The sequence below is a fragment of the Kluyvera fluvialis genome (assembly GCF_059725275.1).
In genome coordinates this window covers 4072431-4097564 of record NZ_AP046142.1, presented here as the reverse complement: position 1 = coordinate 4097564, position 25134 = coordinate 4072431, and the positions used below count along the sequence as shown (strand labels likewise).

Annotated in this window: 21 protein-coding genes, 1 pseudogene and 1 riboswitch; of the genes and pseudogenes, 9 read left to right on the top strand and 13 right to left on the bottom strand. The window is 52.9% G+C overall.

Translation table 11 applies throughout. The features are described from left to right. Positions 1-6: 6 nt before the first annotated feature. The 4 genes from thiQ to sgrR form a co-directional block, all read right to left on the bottom strand. The gene (gene thiQ / locus AC6I4B_RS19400; RefSeq protein ID WP_497767494.1) at positions 7-705 is read right to left on the bottom strand and encodes a thiamine ABC transporter ATP-binding protein ThiQ; all 699 of its coding nucleotides are present in this window, start codon (positions 703-705) and stop codon (positions 7-9) included. Next, positions 689-2299 carry a thiamine/thiamine pyrophosphate ABC transporter permease ThiP gene (gene thiP / locus AC6I4B_RS19395; protein ID WP_497767493.1) on the bottom strand — a complete coding sequence of 537 codons (1611 nt, stop codon included), beginning with the start codon at positions 2297-2299 and terminating at the stop codon, positions 689-691. The genes thiQ and thiP overlap by 17 nt, the downstream gene beginning before the upstream one ends. After that, positions 2275-3258 (bottom strand): thiamine ABC transporter substrate binding subunit, encoded by a 984-nt coding sequence (thiB, locus tag AC6I4B_RS19390; protein WP_497767491.1) that lies wholly within the window; start codon positions 3256-3258, stop codon positions 2275-2277. Before thiB ends, thiP begins: the two co-directional genes overlap by 25 nt. Positions 3259-3288: 30 nt before the next feature. Continuing rightward, positions 3289-3422, bottom strand: a riboswitch (TPP riboswitch). Between the two features lie 36 nt (positions 3423-3458). Next, the gene (gene sgrR, locus AC6I4B_RS19385; protein WP_497767490.1) at positions 3459-5114 is read right to left on the bottom strand and encodes an HTH-type transcriptional regulator SgrR; all 1656 of its coding nucleotides are present in this window, start codon (positions 5112-5114) and stop codon (positions 3459-3461) included. Between the two features lie 187 nt (positions 5115-5301). On the opposite strand from sgrR, the gene sgrT reads away from it, so the two are divergent. Both sgrT and AC6I4B_RS19375 read left to right on the top strand, forming a co-directional pair. Then, positions 5302-5439 carry a glucose uptake inhibitor SgrT gene (sgrT, locus tag AC6I4B_RS19380; protein WP_497772254.1) on the top strand — a complete coding sequence of 46 codons (138 nt, stop codon included), beginning with the start codon at positions 5302-5304 and terminating at the stop codon, positions 5437-5439. Positions 5440-5525: 86 nt separating this feature from the next. Continuing rightward, positions 5526-6616, top strand: a pseudogene (locus AC6I4B_RS19375) (MFS transporter). Positions 6617-6715: 99 nt separating this feature from the next. Here AC6I4B_RS19375 and AC6I4B_RS19370 read toward each other — a convergent pair. From AC6I4B_RS19370 to leuL, 9 genes are all read right to left on the bottom strand, one after another. After that, entirely contained in the window at positions 6716-8089 is a 1374-nt protein-coding gene (locus AC6I4B_RS19370) for a NosD domain-containing protein (RefSeq protein WP_497767488.1), read from the bottom strand. 25 nt (positions 8090-8114) lie between these two features. Then, the gene (locus AC6I4B_RS19365; protein WP_497767486.1) at positions 8115-9806 is read right to left on the bottom strand and encodes a glycoside hydrolase family 32 protein; all 1692 of its coding nucleotides are present in this window, start codon (positions 9804-9806) and stop codon (positions 8115-8117) included. Further along, positions 9787-11208 carry a glycoside-pentoside-hexuronide (GPH):cation symporter gene (locus tag AC6I4B_RS19360; RefSeq protein ID WP_497767485.1) on the bottom strand — a complete coding sequence of 474 codons (1422 nt, stop codon included), beginning with the start codon at positions 11206-11208 and terminating at the stop codon, positions 9787-9789. Before AC6I4B_RS19360 ends, AC6I4B_RS19365 begins: the two co-directional genes overlap by 20 nt. Positions 11209-11349: 141 nt before the next feature. Further along, complete coding sequence (locus AC6I4B_RS19355) at positions 11350-12360, bottom strand: LacI family DNA-binding transcriptional regulator (RefSeq protein ID WP_497767483.1); 1011 nt, start codon at positions 12358-12360, stop codon at positions 11350-11352. Positions 12361-12576: 216 nt separating this feature from the next. Then, on the bottom strand, positions 12577-13182 hold the full coding sequence (leuD, locus tag AC6I4B_RS19350) for a 3-isopropylmalate dehydratase small subunit (RefSeq protein WP_497767482.1): 606 nt from the start codon (positions 13180-13182) through the stop codon (positions 12577-12579). A 10-nt stretch (positions 13183-13192) separates the two neighbouring features. Then, positions 13193-14593, bottom strand: a complete 1401-nt coding sequence (gene leuC / locus AC6I4B_RS19345) for a 3-isopropylmalate dehydratase large subunit (protein WP_497767480.1) — start codon at positions 14591-14593, stop codon at positions 13193-13195. Positions 14594-14595: 2 nt separating this feature from the next. After that, positions 14596-15687, bottom strand: coding sequence for a 3-isopropylmalate dehydrogenase (leuB, locus tag AC6I4B_RS19340; protein ID WP_497767479.1), 1092 nt, complete (start codon positions 15685-15687; stop codon positions 14596-14598). Further along, positions 15687-17258 carry a 2-isopropylmalate synthase gene (leuA, locus tag AC6I4B_RS19335; RefSeq protein ID WP_497767478.1) on the bottom strand — a complete coding sequence of 524 codons (1572 nt, stop codon included), beginning with the start codon at positions 17256-17258 and terminating at the stop codon, positions 15687-15689. Before leuA ends, leuB begins: the two co-directional genes overlap by 1 nt. Before the next feature lie 89 nt (positions 17259-17347). Then, positions 17348-17434 (bottom strand): leu operon leader peptide, encoded by an 87-nt coding sequence (leuL, locus tag AC6I4B_RS19330; protein ID WP_497772253.1) that lies wholly within the window; start codon positions 17432-17434, stop codon positions 17348-17350. Between the two features lie 601 nt (positions 17435-18035). On the opposite strand from leuL, the gene leuO reads away from it, so the two are divergent. From leuO to ftsL, 7 genes are all read left to right on the top strand, one after another. Beyond that, the gene (gene leuO / locus AC6I4B_RS19325) at positions 18036-19007 is read left to right on the top strand and encodes a transcriptional regulator LeuO (RefSeq protein WP_497767476.1); all 972 of its coding nucleotides are present in this window, start codon (positions 18036-18038) and stop codon (positions 19005-19007) included. Between the two features lie 386 nt (positions 19008-19393). Next, a complete protein-coding gene (ilvI, locus tag AC6I4B_RS19320) occupies positions 19394-21118 on the top strand; it encodes an acetolactate synthase 3 large subunit (RefSeq protein ID WP_497767475.1) in 1725 nt (574 codons plus the stop codon). A 2-nt stretch (positions 21119-21120) separates the two neighbouring features. Then, positions 21121-21612, top strand: a complete 492-nt coding sequence (gene ilvN / locus AC6I4B_RS19315; protein WP_395596471.1) for an acetolactate synthase small subunit — start codon at positions 21121-21123, stop codon at positions 21610-21612. A 146-nt stretch (positions 21613-21758) separates the two neighbouring features. Continuing rightward, positions 21759-22763 carry a catabolite repressor/activator gene (gene cra / locus AC6I4B_RS19310; protein ID WP_497767473.1) on the top strand — a complete coding sequence of 335 codons (1005 nt, stop codon included), beginning with the start codon at positions 21759-21761 and terminating at the stop codon, positions 22761-22763. Between the two features lie 598 nt (positions 22764-23361). Then, entirely contained in the window at positions 23362-23820 is a 459-nt protein-coding gene (gene mraZ / locus AC6I4B_RS19305; protein ID WP_497767472.1) for a division/cell wall cluster transcriptional repressor MraZ, read from the top strand. Positions 23821-23822: 2 nt separating this feature from the next. Further along, positions 23823-24764, top strand: coding sequence for a 16S rRNA (cytosine(1402)-N(4))-methyltransferase RsmH (gene rsmH / locus AC6I4B_RS19300; protein WP_497767471.1), 942 nt, complete (start codon positions 23823-23825; stop codon positions 24762-24764). Next, positions 24761-25126: a cell division protein FtsL gene (gene ftsL / locus AC6I4B_RS19295; RefSeq protein WP_497767469.1), complete on the top strand. Its 366-nt coding sequence runs from the start codon at positions 24761-24763 to the stop codon at positions 25124-25126. Before rsmH ends, ftsL begins: the two co-directional genes overlap by 4 nt. Positions 25127-25134: the final 8 nt, after the last annotated feature.

Below are 25134 nucleotides of genomic sequence, written 5' to 3'. Positions count from 1 at the left end.
GGGTATTCATGCGTGAATCCCCAACAGCGCCGACGCGCTGGCGTGTCCGCTCAATAGCGCTTGCGTTTCGCCGTCCCAGGCGATGCGCCCCTCAGCTACGACTATCGACCGTGGCGCAATGCGCGCGGCATCCTCCACGCTGTGTGACACCATCAGCAGCGTCAAATTTTGGCGCTGGCAAACATCATCAACCAATTGCAGCATCTCCTGACGCAGCGCTGGGTCGAGGGCGGAAAAAGGTTCGTCCAGCAGCAAAATTGGCTGCGCACGCACCAGACAACGCGCCAGCGCGGCACGTTGCCGCTGGCCGCCGGAAAGCTCACCGGGCAGCCTGTCGAGCATAGATTCAATGCCCATTTGCCCGGCAATCGCGAGCAACTTACGCTGTTGCTCTGCGTTGAGCTTGAGCGTGGTGCTCATCCCCAGACCAATGTTTTGGTGCACCGTCAGGTGGCTGAAAAGGTTATTTTCCTGAAATAGCATCGACACCGGCCGCTGCGAAGGCGGTGTGGCGGTGTGATCCTGGCCTTCAAGCAGCAGCGCCCCGCTGGCGGGGGGAAGAAAACCGGCAATCAGATTCAGTAGCGTGGATTTCCCCGCGCCGCTAGGGCCGAGGATCGCCACCTTTTCGCCCTGCGCAATCGACACAGTAAAGCGCATAGGCAAATGCTGATACAGCCAGGTGACATCATTCAGTTTTAGCATGGCGTCCAGGTAACTTTTCAATAACGGTAAACAGCAGGAAACAGAGCAGCAGCAGAATGAGCGCGGTCACCGCGCCGTCCTGGCTACGATATGCACCAATTTGTTGGTACAGATAAAACGGCAGCGTGCGGAAATCGTCGTTGCCAAACAGCGCGACCACGCCAAAATCACCAATCGACAACACACAGGCAAAGGCCAACGCCTGTGCCAGCGGGCGTTTCAGGGCGCGTAACTCCACCACTTTCAGGCGGTTAAAACCAGAAAGCCCCAAAGATTCACACAGAATGCTGTAGCGGGCGGTGATATCGCGCATCGGCGTTTCCAGCACTTTGAGCGCGTAGGGCACGGCCATCAGCGCATTGGTGAAGATAACGATGCCATCCGCCGATTCCGGCAGGCCGATGGTGTTATTCAGCAACAAGAAGAACCCGGTCGCCAGTACGATACCCGGCATCGCGAGGATTAACATGCCGCTCAACTCCATCGCCTGACCGGCCAGTGGCCTGTTGCGCGCCCGTAGCTCGCGGCTGCTCCACAACAGCATCATGGTCAGCAGCACGCACAGCAAACCGGCGGCAATCGCGATACGTAGCGAAGTGCCCAGCGCTTGCCATAACACCGGCTGTGCCAGCACCTGCAACATATTCGGGTTGATGCCGTCGAACACCACCGCCAGCAGCGGCGGCAGCAATAACAGCAGCGTGAACAAAATCAGCAGACTATCGGCGATGCGGCTGTGCCAGCGGTCGTCGGGATCGCGCCAGCCCTGAACGTGACTATTGCCAACGGCAATCGCCCGGCTAAGCCGCTGGCTTAATAACACCAGCGCCAGACAGCAGCTCATCTGAATCAGTGCCAGCATTGCCGCCCGCGCGGGGTCGTAATCAAAGTTCAGCGCTTGATAGATAGCCAGCTCAATGGTGGTAGCAGACGGCCCGCCGCCCAGAGACAGCACGGTGGCGAAACTGGCAAAGCACAGCATAAAAATCAGCGTGGCGATAGGCAGAATTTGCCGCCGTAGCCACGGCCACTCTACAAAGCGGAAGAACGGATAGCCGCGCATCCCGAGTTGGGCGGCAAGCTGGCGCTGCTCGCCGGGAATTTGCTCCAGCGCCTGAAGCAGCAGACGGGTTGCCATCGGCATATTGAAAAACACATGCGCCAGCAAAATACCTTGCAGGCCATAGGGGGAAAAATGCCACTGCCCGCCAAACCATTGGCACAGTTGTGCCAGCCAGCCCTGACGACCATAAACACTGAGAATGCCAAACACGGCAACCAGCACCGGTAGAATCAGTGTCATTGCGCACAGGCGCAGCAGCAGTTGGCGGCCTGGAAAGCGCCGTCGGTAAAGCGCTCTGGCGAGGAAAATCGCGGGCAGTACCGACAGCAGTGCCGATAAAAACGCCTGCCAGAAAGAGAAGCGCACCACATGCCACAGATAGCTATCGCTAAGCAGCGTCGTCCAGGAGGTTTCCGGCGCGTTAAGCCACAGCGACAAAAAAGCCGCCAGGGCGACGGCAACCATCAGCGTGGTCGCCGTCAGCCCCGGATACAGCCAGCGGGCGATTAGCGGCTGGCGGCGCGAAGCCATGCATTAATCCAGTTTTGACGTTCGGCAGCGACTTGCTGTGGGGTAAATTCCAGCGCGGTTTGCGGTTTCACCAGGCCGTTAAAGCCTTCTGGCAGTGTCACCTGAGTGACCGGATACATCCAGTTGCCGGTTGGAATTGCGCTCTGGAACGCAGGCGAAACCATAAACTGGAGGAATTTTTGCGCCAGTTCCGGCTGTTTGCTGGCCGCCGTGCGCGCGGCGACTTCTACCTGCAAATAGTGGCCTTCTGCAAACGACGCTGCCGCGTAGTTATCTTTCTTTTCGTCGATGATGTGATAAGCCGGAGAGGTGGTGTAGCTCAGCACCAGGTCGCTTTCCCCTTTCAGGAACAGGCCGTAGGCTTCGCTCCAGCCTTTGGTGACGGTAACGGTTTTTGCCGCCAGTTTTTGCCAGGCTTGCGGTGCGTTATCGCCGTAGACTTTTTGCATCCACATCAGCAGCCCTAATCCCGGGGTACTGGTGCGTGGGTCTTGATAGATAACGCGCCATTTTTGGTCGCTCTCGACCAGTTCTTTCAGGCTTTCCGGCGGGTTTTTGAGTTTATTTTTGTCGTACACAAAAGCGAAATAACCGTAGTCGAACGGCACAAAGGTCTCGTTTTTCCAGCCGCCGGGGATGCTCACCGCGTCGGTTGGTACGCCGCTTTTGGCAAATAGCCCGGTGTCGGTTGCCGCTTGCAGCAGGTTGTTATCCAGCCCCAGCACCACGTCGGCTTTGCTGTTTTTGCCTTCCATACGCAGACGGTTGAGCAGCGAAACGCCGTCTTCCAGCGCGACAAATTTCAGTTCGCAGTTGCAGTCGGCTTCAAACGCTTTTTTCACCGTTGGGCCTGGACCCCAGTCGGCGGCAAATGAGTCGTAGGTGTAGACAGTGAGGACGGGTTTTGCAAATGCTGGCGCGGCAATCAGCAGCAGCAGGGGAAGTAATTTTTTGAACACTTTGCACCTCAGTAAATGGGTGGCAAAGGATTTTGAGTCAGCCTCAAATCCCTTCGCCGGCGTTATCCGGATCAGGTTCGACGGGTATTTTCTCAGCCCAGACGCGTCATCGTGTGAAATTCGCATGATGTTGTGTCTGTTAATCAGCACCCCGTTGAGAACGCCGCTATTGTAATGTTTATGTGAATAATCGCAAAAGGTTACGGATCGGGTGGCGCAAACCAGGCGGATTTAAAATCAAACCAGCCCAGCGTGTTCATGCGCACCCCGCGCATACTGCGCTGCCCCTGAATGCGCAACCAATGGTGGATGAGCGGCACAATGGCCTGTTGTTCCAGCAATTGCTGGCTCCATGCCGGGAGATCCAGCTCGCCGGAATGCCACTGATTAATATCGGCCTGCCAGTCACGAGGAATACAGTTCTGGATCAACGGCGTTTCGCACAGATGGGCAAAGAGCGAGAAGTTGAGCGGCAGGGTAAAGTTGGCGCTGTTGAGCCACAGATCACTGATGATGTTGCCGGCGTGCCATTCCTGGTAGTCGATTTCATTCACTTCCAGTTTGACCTGATGTTCCGCCAGCAGTTGTTCCATCAGGCGGGCAATCACTTTGTGCTCGACGTGGTCGCGGTAGAAGCCGAGGGTGACGCTCTCCAGCCCCGCCGGTTTTTCACAGGCTTTGCTACGAGCGTGATGCCAGCGCGGCAGCAGGCCGTAGGCCGGGAACCAGTATTGTTGATACTGCTCGCTGGCATGGTACAGCAGGTTGGCGGGAGCCAGAATATGGCTCAGCCACTGGCGCACCTGTGGGTTTGCGCCGCGCGGGGAGCGGGCGTCGAACAGCAGGTAGTAACAGCCTTCTTCCAGGCGGCTTTCTACCGCCTGCTCGCTTTCCGTCGTGCCTTGTAAGGTCAGGCCACAGCTCAACTCGTCGGCGACGTCGGGCAATACCCATACATTCACTTCATCAATTAACGCCCGATAGCCGAAATACTCCTCAAACGCATGAATCTTTAGCTGGTTTTGGTTATTGCGAACCACCGCATACGGCCCCGTGCCAATAGGCTGGCGCGCAAAATTCGACAGCGTTTGCCACTCTTGCGGCAGGATCATTGCCGAGGTATGCCCCAGCAGCCACGGTAGCCAGCGGTCTGGCTGTGAGAGGTGGATATCCAGAGTCCAGGCGGTGGGCGAGACGATACGCGTAATATGGGTATACATCGGCAGCGTGTTAATCCGTTGCAGGGAACGGATGATATCGTCCATTTCCAGCTCGCGACCATTGTGGAAATGAATACCTGGGCGTAAATAAAAACGCCAGTGACACGGGGAAATTTCCTGCCAATGGTGCGCAATATCCGCTTCCAGTTCCCCGTTTTCCTCATTTATGCGGGTGAGGGCGCTGAAAATCTGCCGCGCAATGTGCGTTTCTGAGCGGCGCATCGCCGTGCCGGGCAGCAGGTTTTGCATTGGGCGGTAGTAAAGCACGCGCAAAATGTGCCGCCCCTGGCGAAAGCTGCGCCCCAGATGTGAAACCAGCATTTGGCGAACGGTGGATTTATCGCCGACCAGTTGTACTAACTGCTCGATTTTGTCTTGTTCAAGTAAATCTTCTGCCCGCTGTTGCTGGAGCGCCAGCCCGGTGTAGAGGAAGGTTAACCGCGAACGCTTGCCGCGCCCCGCCTCGGCCTGCCAGGTGAGCCAGCCGCGCGCTTCCATTGTATTGAGTAGCGTGCGCATATGGCGGCGTGAGCAGCTCAGCAGTTCCGCCAGCTCGTTAAGCGTTGTCTCCTGCGCTTTGCCGTCGCAGCATTGCCACAGACGGATGAATTGTTGTTGCAATCGACCAGACGGCATAAAAGGGGAACTCCTGATAAAAACTCAGCAATTTATTAATCCCTATATTAGGCCAATAATGATTTTCGATGAAGCGAGGAGATGCCCACCCGTCGTCTTTCGCATTGCAATTTTCCTGGCCGCGCCTCCTGACAGGCTTGCAGCCTTCCTGCAACGCGAAATCCATAGGGGATTTGAGGAGGTCACCATGTATCAGTTTTACCAGCGTTATTTTTCTGCCACTAAGAATGTATCCTGGCTGGCCCGCCAGGCGACGGCACAGCGGTTTGAGGTGCTGAACTTTCTGATGCAATGGGACGTTACACAACCGACTTCTGATTATTAAATCGCCAAATCATGTGTGACTGAGTATTTGCCAGCAGGTATCATCTGCTGGCTTTTTTTATTTCTCGCGCGCTTACAGGAGTTCACATGCTGTGGATTATGACGATGGGACGACGTCTTAACGGTGTCTATGCCGCCTTTATGCTGGTGGCTTTTATGATGGGCATCGCGGGAGCGTTACAGGCGCCGACCTTGAGCCTGTTTCTTAGCCGAGAAGTTGACGCGCAGCCGTTTTGGGTGGGGCTTTTTTACACCGTGAACGCGATTGCCGGGATTCTGGTGAGCCTGTGGCTGGCGAAACGCTCCGACAGCCAGGGGGATCGCCGAAAGCTGATTATGTTCTGCTGCCTGATGGCAGTCGGTAACGCGCTGTTGTTTGCCTTCAACCGCCACTACCTGACGCTGATTACCTGCGGTGTGCTGCTGGCGTCCATCGCGAACGCCGCGATGCCGCAACTGTTTGCCCTGGCGCGCGAGTATGCCGACAGCTCGGCGCGAGAAGTGGTGATGTTCAGCTCGGTGATGCGTGCCCAGCTATCGCTGGCGTGGGTGATTGGCCCGCCGCTGGCGTTTATGCTGGCGCTGAATTACGGCTTCACGATGATGTTTTCCATCGCCGCCGGGATCTTCGCCCTGTGCCTGATGATGATTGCCCTGATGCTACCGTCGGTAGCGCGTATTGAGGCAGCGGCAGATGTTGACGTGACGCAGGTCAGTGGCTGGAAAGACCGCAATGTGCGGATGCTGTTTATCGCCTCCACGCTGATGTGGACGTGCAACACCATGTATATTATTGATATGCCGCTGTGGATTAGCAGCGTTCTTGGCCTGCCGGATAGCCTGGCGGGTGTGCTGATGGGCACGGCGGCAGGGCTGGAAATTCCGGCGATGATCCTTGCCGGATACTACGTTAAGCGCTTTGGTAAACGCCGCATGATGGTGACGGCGGTGGCGGCGGGCGTGCTGTTCTACATCGGCTTAATTTTCTTTCACAGCCGCACTGCGCTGCTGGGGCGGCAACGACTTTGTTTACGAACAGTATTTCGACTGGCGTAATTCTTGCGGGAATGATTCAGGGCGCGCTGGCGCAAAACTTTGGTCACTTCGCGGTGTATTGGGCGATCGCCGGGATCTCTCTGGTGGCGCTGTACGTGACCAGCCGCGTAAAGAATGTGTGATGAGGCGCGAGGGATTTTCCTCGCGCCTTTGCTTTAGCGGAACCGTTTATTGACCTCCGATGCCGCTGAAATGGCGTCATTGGCGGGCGCGCTGCCGGTTCATTGCGCGTAGTCTGCGCCCGGCGTTGGGGTTGCCCGAAGTGCGTTGACCCGTTTATCGAGAACCATCTGCGCATCGCTTCCTGAATCCAGAATCGTATTTTGCTGCGACTCTTTTTCAACCAGTACGGCGGTGACATCCAGCGCTTTCAGGCTGGCGGTGGTCAGGAGCGCTTCAACCTGGGCGGCGAAACAGGCATCTTCTTCTGACGCCTGTGTCTGGGCGCGAGCCGTTTCGGTGGTGGCGACAATATGGTTATTCGCAATATAGTTTCCCTTACCGGAAACCACGCGGATGATAACCGGTTTGCTTCCCAATGGTTTAAGATACTGGGTATCGATAGTTTCAGAAATATGGTTAGAAATTATTGAGTTATTGCTGCCGTTAATGTGCAGCAAGCCGTAGCTGTCTTCTAAACCATTGTCATATTTCTGCATCGGTGGCCAGGGTTCATGGTCACGCAAGAAGTGGTTAGCGGAAACCAGATTCTCGGTACAATTTTCGCTAAAGACCAACATGCCGGGATAGAAAGAGTGGAAGCGGTTGCTGGTGATCGACGAGCGCACAACGCCCGATAAATGAACGCTGCTTGCACCACGCGGGAAAATATTATTGGTGGCAATTAACAGCCCGCCGAAATTTTGCGCGTAGAGAGAATAGCCTTTATAGCCCGCGCCCATCAGGTTGTCGGTGATTTTTGACGCCTGACCGGCCCCGCGAAGTTCGATGCAGTTGCCGCATTCAGCGATGAAGTTATTATGCACCGCCATCGCATCGGAGTTATAGCTGGTCAGCCCATGCTCCAGATAAATAAAGCCCATTCCCGTGATGCGGAAAGAGTCCTGCGCGCTGGCAATGTAAATCCCCGTTTTGCCGTTGGTATAAGTGTTTTCTGGATCGTTGTGACCAAGCCCATTATCGACAAAGTGCAGGCCATCAATACAGAAGTTTTCAAATTCGACCGAACTGATGCGCGGCGCACCGTCGCGCTTTACATAAAACGCCGCACCTGCGTGCTCGGCATCACCCGCTTTGGGCGCGAGATCCACCAGAATACGGCTGCCACCCGGCCAGATATCATGTAAGTTCGGCCATTCTTCTACTGGCGTGTTAAAACGAATGCTTGATGAAACAAAACCATGCCCGGAGCCCATAATTTTCAGGTAGCTGATATCGATAACGACCTGCGTTTTGAGGTGATAATCACCGGACGGAATATAAATCGCCGCACCGGGTTTACCGCCATCATTAAGATTCGTTTGTGTCTGGCGGCTTTTAATATCCGCGATAATGCTATTGAGAACCTCGCCAATATCTTGATACGGGTTACCCACCTGCCACTCAGTGACATCGTAATAATTCTTACGCACCATCAATCACTCTCCTGTAAAAATAGACTTATTCTTCAGCCCAGGCTGTACGGTATGCGGTTAGTTCTGCCGATGCGCCGATGAGCTGAACGCCAGTGACGCTGCTGCATGAGTAGTAGCGGCGGGTTCCGCAGACGCTGCCGCCGTGGGCAAACACTTCAACAATGCCGGCGTCAAAGCACAGCGTGACGTCGCTTATCGTGGTTATCTGCGCGTGATAGCGCCCGTCATCGACACCGTTCTCTTTGAGCGTGAGCTTTTCACCGTCGTGCGTCAGGCTGAGTAGCTGGCCGCTGTCGCCGGTTAATGTCAGGCAAAATGGCGTTTGAGGGGCAAAGGTGATTGTGCAGGCTTTGTAGCCTTCAGCGTGCGACCACTGAACGGCGTCGGGCACAATCTCCTGGCTGGCAATGAGTGATGGCGGCGGCAATACCGGCGTCATGCATACCTGCTGTTGCGTATTAAGATGAAAACGGCGCGGTAGAGACATTTCACCGCTGTAGGCCGAGGCGACCTGCTTTTGCGTCGCCCAGTTGAACAGCCAGGCAAAGCCTGTCCGGCTATCTTCTTCCCCCCAGGTTTGCAGGGCATAGAATTCCGTACCGAAATCGAGCATCTGGAGCGGTTGCGCCGATGGGGTGAAATAACCCTCGCGGAAATCACCGGTTTGCGCGAACAGAATATTGTGTCGGCCAGTGGTGGGTTCTTTGTAGCCCACGACGCTGAGGATCAATACCCATACGCCATCAAGGCAGTAAAAATCCGGGCATTCAACGCTGCGACCACCGTTTTCACGGAAATAGGCCGGAGCGACGTACAGCACATGATGGAATGCCCAGCTTTCACTGTCGGGAGAGTGGAAAAGTAGCATCGCCGGGTCGCCGTCAACCGATGCGCCAAGAATCATATAAAAGGTGGCGTCAGCCTCCTCATACCAGACTTTTGGGTCACGGAAATCACAATCGACACCAGGCGGCAGCTCGGTGAGCACCGTTTTCACCAACTCTGGTTTATCGTAGGTTGGCTGCGGCACGGCCATTTTCTGAATTTCGCGGTAGCCGCGATACAGGTCGTAGGCCGGAAGCCGTTCGGTATACCAGAAGCGGGTTTGCCCTTGTTTATCGGTATACGCGCTGCCGGAAAATGCGCCGCCCGTCGCCCCCAGCGCTGCCAGGTTTTGCTCCGGCTGGAGGAAAATAGGGTAGTGCCGCCAGCGATAGAGATCGTGGCTAACGGCATGATTCCAGTGCATCGGCCCCCATTGCGTTGAATGCGGATGGTACTGGTAAAACAGATGCCATTCGCCGTTCTTATAGTGCAGGCCATTAGGATCGTTCATCCAACCGGTGCGCGGTGAGAAGTGCAGCGCGGGGCGCATCGGCTCTTGCTGATACCAGTCGGCGAGACAGGCGGCGCTCAGCAGACGGAAGTCATCCGGCTGCGTGGCGATAAACGTGACGCCATCAGTGGGTAAGGAGTCTGGATGCCAGGTGTAGCACAGTGAGATTTCACTGTGCTCTGATAACCACGCAAGCGTAGCGATGCCGTCCTGCCAGGCCGTCCAGCTAAAATATTGGTAGTAGCGCGGCGCCTGCTGAATTTTAAACTCAGTCTTACCGTTAACGTTGACAGTAAACAGCGGTTGCGCTGACGGCTGAGTCTCTTTAAGCCACAGATCGAGGCGCTGACCGCGTTTGATATTAAACGACAGGGACATCATGAAGCTCCTGTGAGTGTTGACGACCTTTTTCCAGCTCACGTTTAGCGAGGTCTGATTTGATTTTTTCGAGGAAGGCGTTGTTGAGCTTGAAGTAGCGCACCATAAACGCGCTGATGAAGTAGCTCACCATCGGCAGCAGTGAGAACATCATGATGATGCCGTTAATGGTTTCTGGGTTCTGCTGTGGCTTGTTGGCAATATAGCCGGTGTAGGCCAGGATCCACGCGACAATTGCCCCTGCAACCGCCAGCCCCATTTTGAGCATAAACAGGTTGCCCGCGAAGGAGATGCCGGTCAGGCGTTTACCGAACTTCCAGTCGCCGTAGTCGTCAACGTCGGACATCATCGCCCACAGGATAGGGCCGGACTGGATCAGGTGCAGAATATTAATGACGATAAACAGCGCCAGCAGCGGCGTCAGCGATGTTGGGTCAACAAACCACAGCGCCAGCGACAGAATGCCGAGAATAATATTGATAACGCGGAACAGTACCAGTTTGTCAAAACGGTCGGTCAGCGGTTTCGCAATCACGCTGCCTAGCATATTGCAGGCCACGCCGAGCGCCATAAAAAAGGTAATAAAGCCAACGGAGGCTTTCATCACGTAGGTGGCGTAATAAATGGTGACGCCGCCGCGAATAAACGCGGGGAACACGTTAAGAAAGGTAATGGAAATCATTAATAACCATTGATCGTTTTTCGTAATATCTTTTAGATCTTTCAATAACGATTCATTTTCTCGAATTGAAACCACGCGTTCTTTTATACTGGAGAAGCAGAACAGGAACATTAAGGTGGCCGCACCGCCCATGATCATCATGGTCATTTGAAAACCAGAGGCGCGATCGCCATTACCCAGCCAGTCGGTTAACGGCAAAATTGAGGAGGAAATAATTAAGGTCGCCAGGCCATTGAGGAAAAAACGCCAGGACAGACAGCCCATCCGTTCTTTTTGGTTGAGCGTAATAACGCCGCCGACTGAACAATAGGGAATATTAATGGCGGTATAGATTAATGACATGATCAGATACGTAACCCAGGCGTAAATAATTTTGCCATTCATGCTTAAATCTGGGGTGGTAAACATCAGCACCGCACACAGGCCAAACGGGAATGCCATCCACAGCAGCCACGGGCGGAATTTCCCCCAACGGGTGCGGGTGCGGTCGCAAATGGCCCCCATCGCCGGGTCGCTAAAGGCATCGAAAATACGAATGACCAGGAACAGTGTGCCCACTAGGCCCGCATCTAGCCCGTAAACATCGGTATAAAACCAGGTCAGGTAGAGCGCCAGTACGCTCCAGATCATCCCTGAACCAGCATCACCCATGCCGTAGCCAATTTTCTCTTTCAGGCTGATTTTTTCGTAAGGGTCTCGCCGCCCCAGTATTTCAGTATGCATAAGTACACACCTCGTTATTGCGCCGTTAGCGCAGTGATAAATAGATGACACGGGTCGTGATGACCGGTGATGCCAAAAATATTTTTTACTGTAGGAAATACCTGGCGTAATAAATTACACCGTTTTCATTATTGAATTGATTTAAAGTGTTGTAACATTAATATTAACGCTGCTCTCGCGGATAATGAGCCGAGAGGTTATTTCGTACATTTCGATATTATCTTGCTGTTTTTTATGGTTGACCATTTGAAACGCTAAATGGGCAATTTCATTAATCGGTTGGGCGATGCTGGTGATCTTTTTTGTTTGCGCTAATAGTGTATTGTCGAAACTTGCAATAGCAATATCTTGTGGCACGGCAATCCCTTTTGCCTTCAGACCGTCAATAATATAATTGGCGGCGACATCGTTATAGATTAACAGGCATGAGCACGTTTTATATTGTTCGGTCAGTTTTTCAATGATGACGTCAAGGGTATTAATATGTTCGACAATTTTTTCCCCTTCGCCTTTCGGTATCCAGAACTGGTTATCGCTGGCAACGGCCAGGCCATGACTGGCAATCTTTTTGGTGTAGGAGGAGACCTTACGATTATCGACGCCATCCTGGGCAATAAAACCAAATGAGGTATGCCCAGTCTGGATAAAATGCTCGGCAATGCTTTCTGCGCCTTTGCTCTGGTTGATAGAAACCGAGTTAAAAAAACGCGATACCTGCGTGACCACGGCTAGCGGAATATTGGTAACCGTTAACCACTCCGAAAGCTCGCGCTCCGCTTCGGTTGGTACCCACAATAAGCTATCAACGCCCATGCCCACTAACGTGTGAAGCAGTTGTTTGTCCTGCAATGGCTGGTTCTGATGCGTTTTCACAATCACCGATTTGCCAATATAGCGCGCCTCTTCCTCAAAGGTTGCCAGCAGTTCACAAAAGTGAGGATTAACCAAATTGGGCAGCACCACGCCAATCAGCCCGGAGCATTTGCCGCTCAACTGAACGGCGCTTTTACTTGGCACGTAGCAAAGATAATCCATCGCATCACGTACCGCCTTACGCGTTTCAGGGATCACACTTGGGTGATTATTGAGAACCCTGGACACGGTAGCGGTGGATACGCCTGCTTTTTTGGCTACGTCTTTGAGGGATGCCATGGTGATTAAACCGCTCCTGATAATGATGGCGCTCACTATAAAGTGTGATGGAGTTCAAGAATGTAAGCCAGTTCACATGTTGTTGCGTTACATGAATCACCGATTGTACTCGCAAATTTGATGTTAATTAGCGGTCGGTTTAATGGGGTGCTCAGGGAGAGGGCAATAAAAAACCCGATCGAATGATCGGGTTGGGGAATTGCGACGGTGGAACCGTTAGCGCATAAACGCCGGTTGCTGATTCTCGTAAGCGGAGATGGCGTCTTCATGCTGTAAGGTCAGGCCGATGCTGTCGAGGCCGTTGAGCATACAGTGGCGGCGGAAGTCATCAATCTTGAAGCTGTATGATTTATCGTCCGCTTTCACCACCTGCGCTTCCAGGTCTACTTCAAACTGAATCCCCGGATTCGCCAGTACGATGTCGAACAGCTCATCCACCTCTTTATCGCTTAATTTCACCGGCAGCAGTTGGTTGTTGAAACTATTGCCATAGAAGATATCGGCGAAACTGGGGGCAATCACCACTTTGAAACCGTAGTCGGTCAGCGCCCACGGCGCGTGTTCACGGGAAGAACCACAGCCAAAGTTTTCCCGCGCCAGCAAAATAGACGCCCCTTTGTACTCTGGGAAGTTGAGCACAAACTCTGGGTTTGGCTGCTCGCCTTTGTCGTCAAGGAAACGCCAGTCGTTAAACAGGTGCGCGCCAAAGCCAGTGCGGGTCACTTTCTGCAAAAACTGTTTAGGAATGATGGCATCGGTGTCGATGTTTGCGGCATCCAGCGGAACCACCAGGCCAGTATGTTGGGTAAATTTTTCTGCCATGATGGTTTCCTTATTTGATGCTGCGAATATCGGCGAAATGGCCGCTAACGGCGGCGGCGGCGGCCATTGCCGGACTGACCAGATGGGTGCGCCCACCACGGCCCTGACGGCCTTCAAAGTTACGGTTGCTGGTGGATGCGCAGCGCTCCCCTGGGTTCAGGCGATCGTTGTTCATCGCCAGACACATCGAGCAACCTGGCAGACGCCATTCAAAACCGGCTTCGATAAAGATCTTATCCAGACCTTCCGCTTCAGCCTGCGCTTTTACGGGGCCAGAGCCTGGCACCACCAGCGCTTGAACGCCGGGTGCGACTTTGCGCCCTTTGGCGATTTCTGCCGCTGCACGTAAATCTTCGATCCGCGAGTTAGTGCAAGATCCGATAAACACTTTGTCGATCGCCACGTCGGTCAGCGGGATGCCTGGCTTCAGGCCCATATAGGCCAGCGCTTTCTCGGCGCTCGCGCGTTCCACAGGGTCGTTAAACGAGGCGGGATCAGGAATGCTGTCATTGACCGAAATCACCTGGCCTGGGTTGGTTCCCCAGGTCACTTGCGGCGCAATATCTTCGGCCTGTAAGGTGACGGTGGTATCGAACTGCGCGCCTTCGTCGGTGTGCAGCGTTTTCCAGTAGTTGACGGCCTCTTCGAAATCATGGCCTTTCGGCGCGTGCAGACGGCCTTTGACATAGTTGAATGTGGTGTCATCCGGCGCAACCAAACCGGCTTTCGCACCCATTTCAATCGCCATGTTACACAGCGTCATGCGGCCTTCCATGCTCAGGTCACGAATCGCCTGGCCGCAGAACTCCACCACATGCCCCGTTCCGCCTGCGCTACCGGTTTTACCGATAATCGCCAGCACGATATCTTTCGCCGTGATACCTGGCGCGGCTTTGCCCTGGACTTCAATTTTCATGGTTTTGGCGCGACCCTGTTTCAGGGTTTGTGTCGCCAGTACGTGTTCGACTTCTGAAGTGCCAATCCCGAATGCCAGTGCGCCAAATGCGCCGTGGGTGGCGGTGTGGGAGTCGCCGCAGACGATAGTCATCCCCGGCAGCGTCACGCCTTGTTCTGGCCCCATCACGTGCACAATGCCCTGGTAGGGGTGATTCAGGTCATACAGTTCGACACCAAACTCGTTACAGTTTTTAATCAGCTCCTGCATCTGAATGCGCGCCATTTCACCAGAGGCATTGATATCTTTGGTCTGCGTTGAGACGTTGTGATCCATAGTCGCGAAGGTTTTACCAGGCTGACGCACCGGGCGGTTGTGCGCGCGCAAGCCATCAAATGCCTGCGGTGAGGTCACTTCATGCACCAGGTGGCGGTCGATGTACAGCAGTGGCGTTTCATTCTGCGCTTCATAAACCACATGGGCATCGAACAATTTTTCATACAGTGTTTTAGCCATGATTACACCCCTTGCGCTACATAGCGGGCAATAATATCGCCCATTTCATCGGTACTGACTGCCGCACCGCCGCGAGCTAAATCGCCAGTACGAATGCCCTCTTCCAGCGCGCGGTTAATCGCATTTTCAATCGCGCTTGCTGCGTCGTTGGCCTCCAGGCTGTAGCGCAACAACAGCGCCAGCGACAGGATTTGCGCAATCGGGTTCGCGATGTTTTTACCCGCGATATCCGGCGCGGAGCCGCCCGCCGGTTCGTACAGACCGAAACCTTGCTCGTTCAGGCTGGCAGACGGCAGCATACCCATTGAGCCGGTGATCATCGCGCATTCATCAGAGAGAATGTCGCCAAACAGGTTAGAGCACAGCACCACATCAAACTGTGCCGGATCTTTAATCATCTGCATTGTGGCGTTGTCGATATACATATGGTGCAGCTCGACGTCCGCGTACTCTTTGGCGATTTCGCTGACAATTTCACGCCACAGAATAGAGGTCTGTAAAACGTTGGCTTTATCAATTGAGGTGACTTTGCGGCGGCGCTTGCGCGCAGACTCAAAGGCAATACGCGCAATACGTTCAATCTCGAAACGGTGATAGACCTCGGTATCAAACGCTTTTTCGTGTTGACCGCTGCCTTCGCGGCCTTTGGGTTGACCAAAATAGATGCCGCCCGTCAGTTCACGCACGCACAGAATATCGAAACCGTTGGCAGCGATATCAGCGCGCAGCGGGCAAAACTCTTCTAAGCCTTGATACAGCTTGGCTGGACGCAGGTTGCTGAACAGCTTGAAATGCTTACGCAGCGGCAGCAGCGCGCCGCGCTCTGGCTGCGCGTTGGGCGGCAGGTGTTCCCATTTGGGGCCGCCAACCGAGCCAAACAGAATGGCGTCTGCCTGTTCGCAACCTTCCACGGTCGCCTGTGGCAATGGCTCTCCGTGACGGTCGATGGCAATACCGCCCACATCATAGTGGCTGGTGGTAATACTCATCGCAAAACGCTGACGCACAGCTTCCAGTACTTTCAACGCCTGTGCCATGACTTCCGGGCCAATACCGTCACCTGGCAATACAGCAATATGGTAATTCTTCGACATTACACGGTTTCCTTGTTGTTCTCGTTATTCTTAATTTTGCGTTGCAATTCTTTTTCAACTTCGGCGGCGCGCCAGATGTTGTTCAGCACATGCACCATCGCTTTCGCGGAAGATTCGACGATGTCTGTCGCCAGACCGACACCGTGGAAACGACGGCCGTTATAGTTGACGACGATATCCACCTGGCCCAGCGCGTCTTTGCCGTGGCCTTTGGCGCTCAGGTCGTATTTGACCAGCTCAATGTCATAGTGGGTGACGCGGTTAATAGCGTGATAAATCGCATCGACCGGCCCGTTACCGTTGGCGGCTTCGGCTTTAATTTCATCGCCGCAGGCCAGTTTGACCGAGGCGGTGGCGATATCGCTGGAGCCGGATTGCACGCTGAAGTAATCCAGGCGGAAATGCTCCGGCTCTTCTTGTTGTTTGTTGATGAACGCCAGCGCTTCCAGGTCGTAATCGAAGACCTGACCTTTTTTGTCTGCCAGCTTCAGGAACGCGTCGTACAGGTGATCCATGTTGTAGTCGGTTTCTTTGTAGCCCATCTCTTCCATGCGATGTTTCACCGCCGCACGGCCAGAACGGGAGGTCAGGTTTAACTGCACCTGATTAAAACCGATGGATTCCGGGGTCATGATTTCGTAGTTTTCGCGGTTTTTCAGCACGCCATCCTGGTGAATACCGGAGGAGTGCGCGAACGCGCCAGTACCGACAATGGCTTTGTTTGCCGGGATAGGCATGTTGCAGATCTGGCTAACGGTCTGGCTGGTGCGCCAGATTTCATTGTGGTTGATATTGGTGTGCACTTTCATAATGTCTTTGCGCACTTTAATCGCCATGATCACCTCTTCCAGCGAACAGTTTCCCGCACGTTCGCCGATACCGTTCATCGCGCCTTCAACCTGGCGAGCGCCTGCGTGGACGGCTGCCAGAGAGTTCCCCACCGCCATGCCTAAGTCGTCATGGGTGTGGACGGAGATAATCGCTTTGTCGATATTTGGCACGCGCTCATACAGGCCGGTGATGATGTTGGAAAACTCGAATGGCAGGGTGTAGCCGACGGTGTCTGGGATATTAATCGTAGTTGCACCGGCGTTAATCGCGGCTTCGACAACGCGAGCCAACTGATCAATCGGCGTGCGGCCTGCATCTTCACAGGAGAACTCCACGTCGTCGGTGTAGTTGCGCGCCCGTTTCACCATATATACCGCCCGTTCGATGACGTCATCCAGCGTACTGCGCAGCTTGGTGGCGATATGCATCGGCGAGGTGGCGATAAAGGTATGGATACGGAAGGCTTCCGCCACTTTCAACGACTCTGCCGCAACATCAATGTCTTGCTCAACGCAGCGCGCCAGACCACAGACACGGCTATTTTTAATGTTGCGCGCAATGGTCTGTACCGATTCAAAATCGCCCGGAGAAGAGACCGGAAACCCGACTTCCATGACGTCAACACCCATACGCTCAAGGGCAAAAGCGATTTGCAGCTTCTCTTTCACGCTCAGGCTTGCCTGTAATGCCTGTTCACCGTCACGTAAGGTGGTATCGAAAATAATAACTTGCTGGCTCATGGTTTAGGTCCTTGGTTAACTTGGGCGCTTTGCTACGAGCATAAAAAAACCCGCGCAACGGCGCGGGTTTTAGTGTTACTGATGATGACTTAACGTTGAACGTCGCACACCAGTCTACCGCGCACAGAAGAGGCGTTTAGTAGTAGTAGACCGATAAAGCGAGCGGTGCGGAACATTGTCATCATTCTCCAAATGAATTCGATATGCTTTTAGTGGTACTGGATATGCTTTCTGATGTCAACCCTACAATCCGAAATCGGGCAAGCTGTTGAGGAGAAAATGGGTCAAGGCATTAGCTAATTGTGCTGATTAATATCTCACTTTCTAGTATATAGTTTCTTTTGTTAATTCACGATTTTAATACTTTGTCGCACATCTACATAATTGCTCGTAGATTGTCACTATTCTGTAATCATGAGGTAATTTTTATATCATTTTGATAATTAAGGGTTTGTTTTGTATTCACGATGTGTTGTGAATTTTAAACAGCTATTGATGATGCGTTTGTGTTGATTTTTCTATGTAAGAAAAAAAACATTTTAATAAAACTTAATAGATTATTAATTTTTTGGTGTGTTGTGTATTCGTATGATCTATGAGTAAACTGCTTATCATTATCTTGAGGATATAAATAAGCGCGATTATTTTATCGTAACCGCAATTTGTCTAAATCTTTATATATTCCTATTTTTATCAATTTTCCTTTTTTGGATCTTATATGCATGGTAAATCATATACCCTTAATGTATTTCTGCGATTTTGCAAAGGGAGTTTTGTATGACAGTGGAATCTGAAAGCGTAATTAATGCCCCAGAGCAGCAACGTTTATCGGGAAATGAGGGAAACAAACCACAGCTTCGAATGGTTGATTTAAATCTATTAACCGTTTTTGATGCCGTAATGCAGGAGCAGAATATTACTCGTGCTGCCCATATGCTGGGGATGTCGCAGCCTGCGGTCAGTAATGCGGTCGCACGACTGAAAGTGATGTTTAATGATGAGTTGTTTGTGCGTTATGGTCGCGGCATCCAGCCTACCGCGCGCGCATTTCAGCTTTTTGGTTCTGTACGCCAGGCGCTGCAACTGGTGCAAAATGAATTACCAGGCTCGGGTTTTGAACCGCTGAGCAGTGAGCGCGTATTTAATCTTTGTGTATGTAGCCCGCTGGATAACTATTTAACCTCTGTAATCCTCAATAAGGTGAATGAAGTCGCGCCTCATATTCACATGGTGTTTAAATCATCGTTAAATCAAAATACCGAACATCAGTTGCGTTATCAGGAAATTGAGTTCGTTTTAGGTTACGAAGAGTTCCGCCGACCGGAGTTTGCTTGTGTACCGCTGTTTAATGATGAAATGGTTTTAGTCGCAAGTAATAAACACCCGCGTATTACTGGCCCTATCTCTGAAAGCGATTTTTACCAGGAAGAACATGCGGTGGTTTCTTTAGACCGTTATGCCTCTTTTAGCCAGCCGTGGTACGACACCGTCGATAAACTGAGCCGCGTTGCATATCAAGGGATGGCGCTGATTAGCGTGCTGAACGTGGTTTCGCAAACGCACTTAGTCGCAGTCGCGCCGCGTCGTTTAGCAGAAGAGTTTTCTGAGCAACTGGGCCTGAATGTTTTACCGCTGCCAATGAAGCTAAATAGCCGTACCTGTTATCTTTCCTGGCATGAAGCCGCAGGGCGCGATAAAGGCCATCAGTGGATGGAAGAGTTGCTGATTAGTGCTTGCCGTCAACAGTAATCCTAATTCTCAGGCGCGTGATTACGTTTTCCATTTGTTTTGAAATGTCGCAGGAATAAAGAATTTTATTCTGTTATTTATCGCCGGGTCGCCCGGCGATAAAGCAAAAAATAGATGTTTTGCTGTAATGATGCGGTTCGTCCGAGTAATTACGCTCTCATTTTCTTATCGTTGAAGTAATTATCCATCATTTTTCCTTTTCTCCTTATTTTTCCTCTTTTTACTCGTCCTGCTATGTGAAATGTGCGAATTGCTTGCTTTGCAGTGAGCGGGTTATGTTAAGTCGTTATCGATACTTTAGCGCCGGAGATGAATATTACGTCCCCGGCACATGACCGCAGGAAAATGAGTTTCTCGGTCATCAAGATACAGCCTGGAGGCAAGTCATGGAGATGTTGTCTGGAGCCGAGATGGTCGTCCGATCGTTAATCGATCAGGGCGTGAAGCAGGTGTTTGGCTATCCTGGCGGTGCGGTGCTCGATATTTATGATGCGCTGCATACGGTAGGGGGGATTGACCATGTGCTGGTACGTCATGAACAGGCGGCGGTGCATATGGCCGATGGCCTGGCGCGCGCGACCGGTGAAGTGGGCGTGGTGCTGGTAACCTCTGGCCCTGGTGCGACAAATGCCATTACCGGAATTGCCACGGCGTATATGGACTCCATTCCTCTGGTGGTGCTTTCAGGGCAGGTGGCGACATCGCTAATTGGCTACGATGCCTTCCAGGAGTGCGACATGGTGGGGGTTTCGCGCCCGGTAGTGAAGCACAGCTTTCTGGTTAAGCAAACGGAAGACATCCCCAGTGTGTTGAAAAAAGCGTTCTGGCTTGCCGCCAGTGGTCGCCCGGGGCCGGTGGTGGTAGATTTGCCGAAAGATATCCTTAGCCCTGCGAAAAAACTGCCGTATGTCTGGCCGGATACCGTCAGTATGCGTTCTTACAACCCGACAACCACCGGCCATAAAGGGCAAATTAAGCGCGCGTTGCAAACGCTTATCGCGGCGAAAAAACCGGTGGTCTACGTTGGCGGCGGCGTGGTGAACGCTGAGTGTCATGAGCAACTGCGCAGCCTAATTGAAAAACTGAATTTGCCGGTGGCCTCTTCACTCATGGGGTTAGGCGGCTTTCCGGCGACCCATCGCCAGGCGCTGGGGATGTTAGGGATGCACGGCACTTATGAAGCCAATATGGCGATGCATCACGCTGACGTTATCTTCGCCGTCGGGGTGCGCTTTGACGATCGCACCACCAATAATCTGGCGAAATACTGCCCGGATGCCACGGTGCTACATATTGATATTGATCCGACGTCGATCTCTAAAACCGTACCGGCAGATATTCCGATCGTCGGCGATGCCAGACTCGTGCTGGATCAAATGCTGGAGCTGGTGGATCAAGAGCTTGCAGCCCAACCGCTGGATGACATTCGCGATTGGTGGCAGCAAATTGAGCAGTGGCGTAGCCGCCAGTGCCTGAAGTACGACTATCAAAGTGAGCAGATCAAACCGCAGGCGGTGGTCGAAACTATCTGGAAATTAACCCACGGTGATGCTTATGTCACCTCTGACGTCGGCCAGCACCAGATGTTTGCTGCGCTGTACTATCCGTTCGACAAACCTCGCCGTTGGATAAACTCCGGTGGATTAGGCACGATGGGCTTTGGCCTGCCTGCGGCGCTGGGCGTGAAAATGGCGCTGCCGGATGAAACCGTGGTCTGTGTAACCGGCGATGGCAGTATCCAGATGAATATCCAGGAATTATCAACAGCGTTGCAGTACGAACTACCTGTACTGGTGCTCAACTTGAACAATGGCTATTTGGGCATGGTGAAGCAGTGGCAGGACATGATTTATTCAGGCCGCCATTCGCAGTCTTACATGCAGTCGCTACCGGATTTTGTCCGCCTGGCAGAGGCTTACGGTCACGTAGGGATTCGCATTACGCGCCCTGATGAGCTTGAAAGTAAGTTGGCGGAGGCGCTGGAGCAGGTGCGCAATAACCGCCTGGTATTCGTCGATGTGTGCGTTGACGGTAGCGAGCACGTCTATCCGATGCAAATTCGCGGCGGCGGAATGGACGAGATGTGGCTGAGCAAAACGGAGAGAACCTGATTATGCGCCGGATACTATCAGTATTACTGGAAAACGAGTCTGGGGCGCTGTCACGCGTGATTGGGCTGTTCTCACAACGCGGTTACAACATTGAAAGCCTGACAGTCGCGCCCACCGAAGACCCAACGCTCTCGCGTATGACCATTCAAACGGTTGGCGATGAAAAGGCCATTGAGCAAATTGAAAAGCAGCTGCACAAACTGGTGGATGTGCTGCGGGTTAACGAGCTAGGGCAGGGGGCGCACGTCGAGCGTGAAATCATGCTGGTGAAGGTACAGGCCAGCGGTTATGGGCGTGACGAGGTCAAACGCAACACCGAGATCTTCCGTGGGCAGATTATTGACGTCACTCCCTCGCTCTATACCGTGCAGTTGGCAGGTACCAGTGACAAGCTGGATGCATTCCTCGCCTCTTTGCGTGATGTCGCCAGAATTGTCGAAGTCGCGCGATCCGGTGTGGTCGGGCTGTCGCGCGGTGATAAGATAATGCGTTAGCTGAAGTCTCATCGCTTTATCGTAGCCCGGCAAGACGTCGGGCTTTTTTTTGCGAACCCAGCATGAAGTGCGAAGAAAAGCTATTGCCGATGAGATCATTCTGCGTTTAGATGTTACAGATTATACTTATAAAGCAAGGGGCAATTGTGAAACTGGATGAGATCGCCCGGCTTGCCGGTGTTTCCCGAACCACCGCCAGCTATGTGATTAACGGTAAAGCGAAGCAGTACCGCGTAAGCGACAAGACTGTCGAAAAAGTGATGGCCGTGGTGCGTGAGCACAACTACCATCCTAACGCGGTAGCTGCTGGGCTGCGTGCAGGACGCACACGGTCAATTGGGTTAGTGATCCCTGACCTGGAAAACACCAGCTATACGCGCATTGCGAACTACCTCGAACGCCAGGCACGCCAGCGTGGGTATCAGCTGTTAATCGCCTGTTCGGAAGATCAGCCGGATAACGAAATGCGCTGCATTGAACACCTGCTGCAACGTCAGGTGGATGCGATTATCGTCTCAACCTCGCTGCCGCCGGAACATCCTTTCTACCAACGCTGGGCTAATGACACCTTCCCGATTGTCGCGCTTGACCGTGCGCTTGACCGAGAGCACTTCACCAGCGTTGTAGGGGCGGATCAAGACGATGCGGAAATGTTGGCTGCCGAGTTGCGCACATTTCCTGCCGAAACAGTGCTTTATCTTGGTGCGCTGCCAGAGCTGTCGGTTAGCTATCTGCGTGAGCAGGGCTTCCGTACTGCCTGGAAAGACGACCCACGCGAAGTTCACTATTTGTATGCCAACAGCTATGAACGCGACGCTGCTGCGCAGTTGTTCGAGAAATGGCTGGAAACACATCCGATGCCGCAGGCCTTGTTCACCACCTCATTTGCGTTGCTGCAAGGGGTGATGGATGTGACGTTGCGCCGTGAAGGCAAGCTGCCAACCGACCTGGCAATTGCCACATTCGGTGACAACGAGCTGCTCGATTTCCTGCAATGCCCGGTGCTGGCGGTTGCCCAGCGTCACCGCGATGTGGCTGAGCGAGTGCTGGAAATTGTGCTGGCAAGCCTGGATGAGCCACGCAAACCAAAACCGGGGCTAAGCCGTATTCGACGTAATCTTTATCGCCGTGGCAGCCTCTGCCGCCGATAAAAACCCTTTCGCGATGAAGTCGGCATAGCGTCGTCTTCATCGCGCAAAATAAGTTTAATTTTCCCCGTATAAGATAATTCCTTATTTTGATTAGCCTTCTATTTAATTCCTCTTTCGTTGCCTCGGCATGATGTTCAATATTGTGAACGCTAAGTAAAATAATATTATTTGTGTATTATTTTGTTACACTCTGCCGATCGATTGCCGAAATAACAGACACTTCATCAACTGACCTACCAGAATGGGTTAGCCGTCGCGCTGGAATTCCTCGCAAGCGCGCGCCACAGGGGCTGTTAACGGACAGCAGAATGTCCTAAAATGCCGCTCGCGTCGCAAACTGACACTTTATTAATTCTTTCGATGATATTTAGTCGCGTTAACGTGATGTGAATCTGTTTGTCTTTTTCTCACAGATATTCATGACGTTATTTTGCCTCGTCTGTTGGATAAATATTAATCAAGGCTATTGTCAGCCGCAATTAGTGGTCTTTTGGACTCCGTTGGCATCCATGCTGGCTTGACAAGCTTTTCCTCTGCTCCGTAAACTCCTTTGAGTGGGAATTTGTGGGGTAAAGTGGTAATAAGGGGTGAGGCTGGCATGTTCCGAGGGGCAACGTTAGTCAATCTCGACAGTAAAGGACGTTTAGCCGTCCCTGTCCGATATCGGGACACGCTGATCGAGAGTGCTACAGGTCAAATGGTGTGTACCATTGACATCCATCACCCCTGCCTGCTGCTTTATCCTCTGCCCGAATGGGAAATTATCGAGCAAAAATTGTCGCGTTTGTCGAGCATGAACCCTCTTGAACGCCGCGTGCAGCGGCTGTTGTTGGGACATGCCAGCGAATGCCAGATGGACAACGCCGGGCGACTGCTGATTGCGCCGGTTTTACGGCAACACGCCGGTTTGACCAAAGAAGTGATGCTGGTCGGGCAGTTCAATAAGTTTGAGCTGTGGGATGAAACGGCCTGGTATCAACAGGTCAAGGAAGATATCGACGCTGAGCAATCTGCTTCAGGGGCGCTGTCGGAGCGATTGCAGGATTTGTCCTTATAAATATGACGGAAAATTTTAAACATACTACGGTACTGCTGGATGAGGCGGTTAACGGCCTGAATATCCGTCCAGACGGTATCTATATTGATGGCACATTTGGTCGCGGTGGTCACTCGCGCCTAATCCTCTCGCAGCTTGGCGAGCAGGGGCGCTTATTGGCAATCGATCGCGATCCTGAGGCGATTGCGGTCGCTCAGACCATCGATGACCCGCGTTTTTCCATCGTTCATGGCCCTTTCTCTGCGTTGGCTGACTACGTCGCCGAACGTGGGCTTGTCGGCAAGATCGACGGCATTTTGCTGGATCTTGGCGTTTCATCACCTCAACTGGACGATGCTGAACGCGGTTTCTCCTTTATGCGCGATGGCCCGCTGGACATGCGTATGGACCCTACTCGCGGCCAATCTGCCGCTGAATGGCTGCAAACCGCAGATGAAGCGGATATCGCGTGGGTGATTAAAACCTTCGGCGAGGAACGCTTTGGCAAACGCATCGCTCGCGCCATCGTCGAGCGTAACCGCGAGCAGCCAATGACCCGCACCAAAGAGCTAGCGGAAGTGATTGCCGCTGCCATGCCGGTGAAAGACAAGTTCAAACATCCCGCGACCCGTACCTTCCAGGCGGTGCGCATTTGGGTAAACAGTGAACTGGAGGAGATAGAGCAAGCGCTAAAAAGCTCGCTTGGCGTGCTGGCCCCGGGTGGGCGGCTTTCCATCATCAGTTTCCATTCGCTGGAAGACCGCATTGTGAAACGCTTTATGCGTGAGCAAAGCCGTGGTCCACAGGTTCCGGCGGGGATTCCGATGACTGAAGAGCAACTCAGGAAACTGGGTGGTCGTCATTTACGAGCGCTAGGCAAGTTGATGCCGGGCGAAGAAGAAGTGGCTGAAAATCCACGTGCTCGTAGTTCAGTGCTGCGTATTGCAGAAAGGACGAACGCATGATCGGCAGAGTGACAGAAACCCTTAGCAAAATTACCGGGTCGTTAGGAAACGGCGAGCGCCATGCTTTGCCTGGCGTCATTCGCGACGACCTTTTGCAGTTCGGGAAGCTGCCACTCTGTCTGTTCATTTGCATCATTGTTACGGCGGTAACGGTGGTGACAACGGCTCACCATACGCGTCTGCTGACGGCCCAACGTGAACAGTTGGTGCTGGAACGTGATGCATTGGATATCGAATGGCGCAACCTGATACTTGAAGAGAATGCGCTCGGCGATCACAGTCGCGTCGAACGTATCGCTACCGAAAAGTTGCAGATGCAGCATGTTGATCCATCAAAAGAAAACATTGTTGTACAGAAATAAGGATTATT

Coding starts and splice junctions, on each gene's coding strand:
- thiQ (WP_497767494.1), bottom strand. CDS start 705: ATGCTAAAACTGAATGATGTCACCTGGCTGTATCAGCATTTGCCTATG.
- thiP (WP_497767493.1), bottom strand. CDS start 2,299: ATGGCTTCGCGCCGCCAGCCGCTAATCGCCCGCTGGCTGTATCCGGGG.
- sgrR (WP_497767490.1), bottom strand. CDS start 5,114: ATGCCGTCTGGTCGATTGCAACAACAATTCATCCGTCTGTGGCAATGC.
- sgrT (WP_497772254.1), top strand. CDS start 5,302: ATGTATCAGTTTTACCAGCGTTATTTTTCTGCCACTAAGAATGTATCC.
- AC6I4B_RS19370 (WP_497767488.1), bottom strand. CDS start 8,089: ATGGTGCGTAAGAATTATTACGATGTCACTGAGTGGCAGGTGGGTAAC.
- AC6I4B_RS19365 (WP_497767486.1), bottom strand. CDS start 9,806: ATGATGTCCCTGTCGTTTAATATCAAACGCGGTCAGCGCCTCGATCTG.
- AC6I4B_RS19360 (WP_497767485.1), bottom strand. CDS start 11,208: ATGCATACTGAAATACTGGGGCGGCGAGACCCTTACGAAAAAATCAGC.
- AC6I4B_RS19355 (WP_497767483.1), bottom strand. CDS start 12,360: ATGGCATCCCTCAAAGACGTAGCCAAAAAAGCAGGCGTATCCACCGCT.
- leuD (WP_497767482.1), bottom strand. CDS start 13,182: ATGGCAGAAAAATTTACCCAACATACTGGCCTGGTGGTTCCGCTGGAT.
- leuC (WP_497767480.1), bottom strand. CDS start 14,593: ATGGCTAAAACACTGTATGAAAAATTGTTCGATGCCCATGTGGTTTAT.
- leuB (WP_497767479.1), bottom strand. CDS start 15,687: ATGTCGAAGAATTACCATATTGCTGTATTGCCAGGTGACGGTATTGGC.
- leuA (WP_497767478.1), bottom strand. CDS start 17,258: ATGAGCCAGCAAGTTATTATTTTCGATACCACCTTACGTGACGGTGAA.
- leuL (WP_497772253.1), bottom strand. CDS start 17,434: ATGTTCCGCACCGCTCGCTTTATCGGTCTACTACTACTAAACGCCTCT.
- leuO (WP_497767476.1), top strand. CDS start 18,036: ATGACAGTGGAATCTGAAAGCGTAATTAATGCCCCAGAGCAGCAACGT.
- ilvI (WP_497767475.1), top strand. CDS start 19,394: ATGGAGATGTTGTCTGGAGCCGAGATGGTCGTCCGATCGTTAATCGAT.
- ilvN (WP_395596471.1), top strand. CDS start 21,121: ATGCGCCGGATACTATCAGTATTACTGGAAAACGAGTCTGGGGCGCTG.
- mraZ (WP_497767472.1), top strand. CDS start 23,362: ATGTTCCGAGGGGCAACGTTAGTCAATCTCGACAGTAAAGGACGTTTA.
- rsmH (WP_497767471.1), top strand. CDS start 23,823: ATGACGGAAAATTTTAAACATACTACGGTACTGCTGGATGAGGCGGTT.
- ftsL (WP_497767469.1), top strand. CDS start 24,761: ATGATCGGCAGAGTGACAGAAACCCTTAGCAAAATTACCGGGTCGTTA.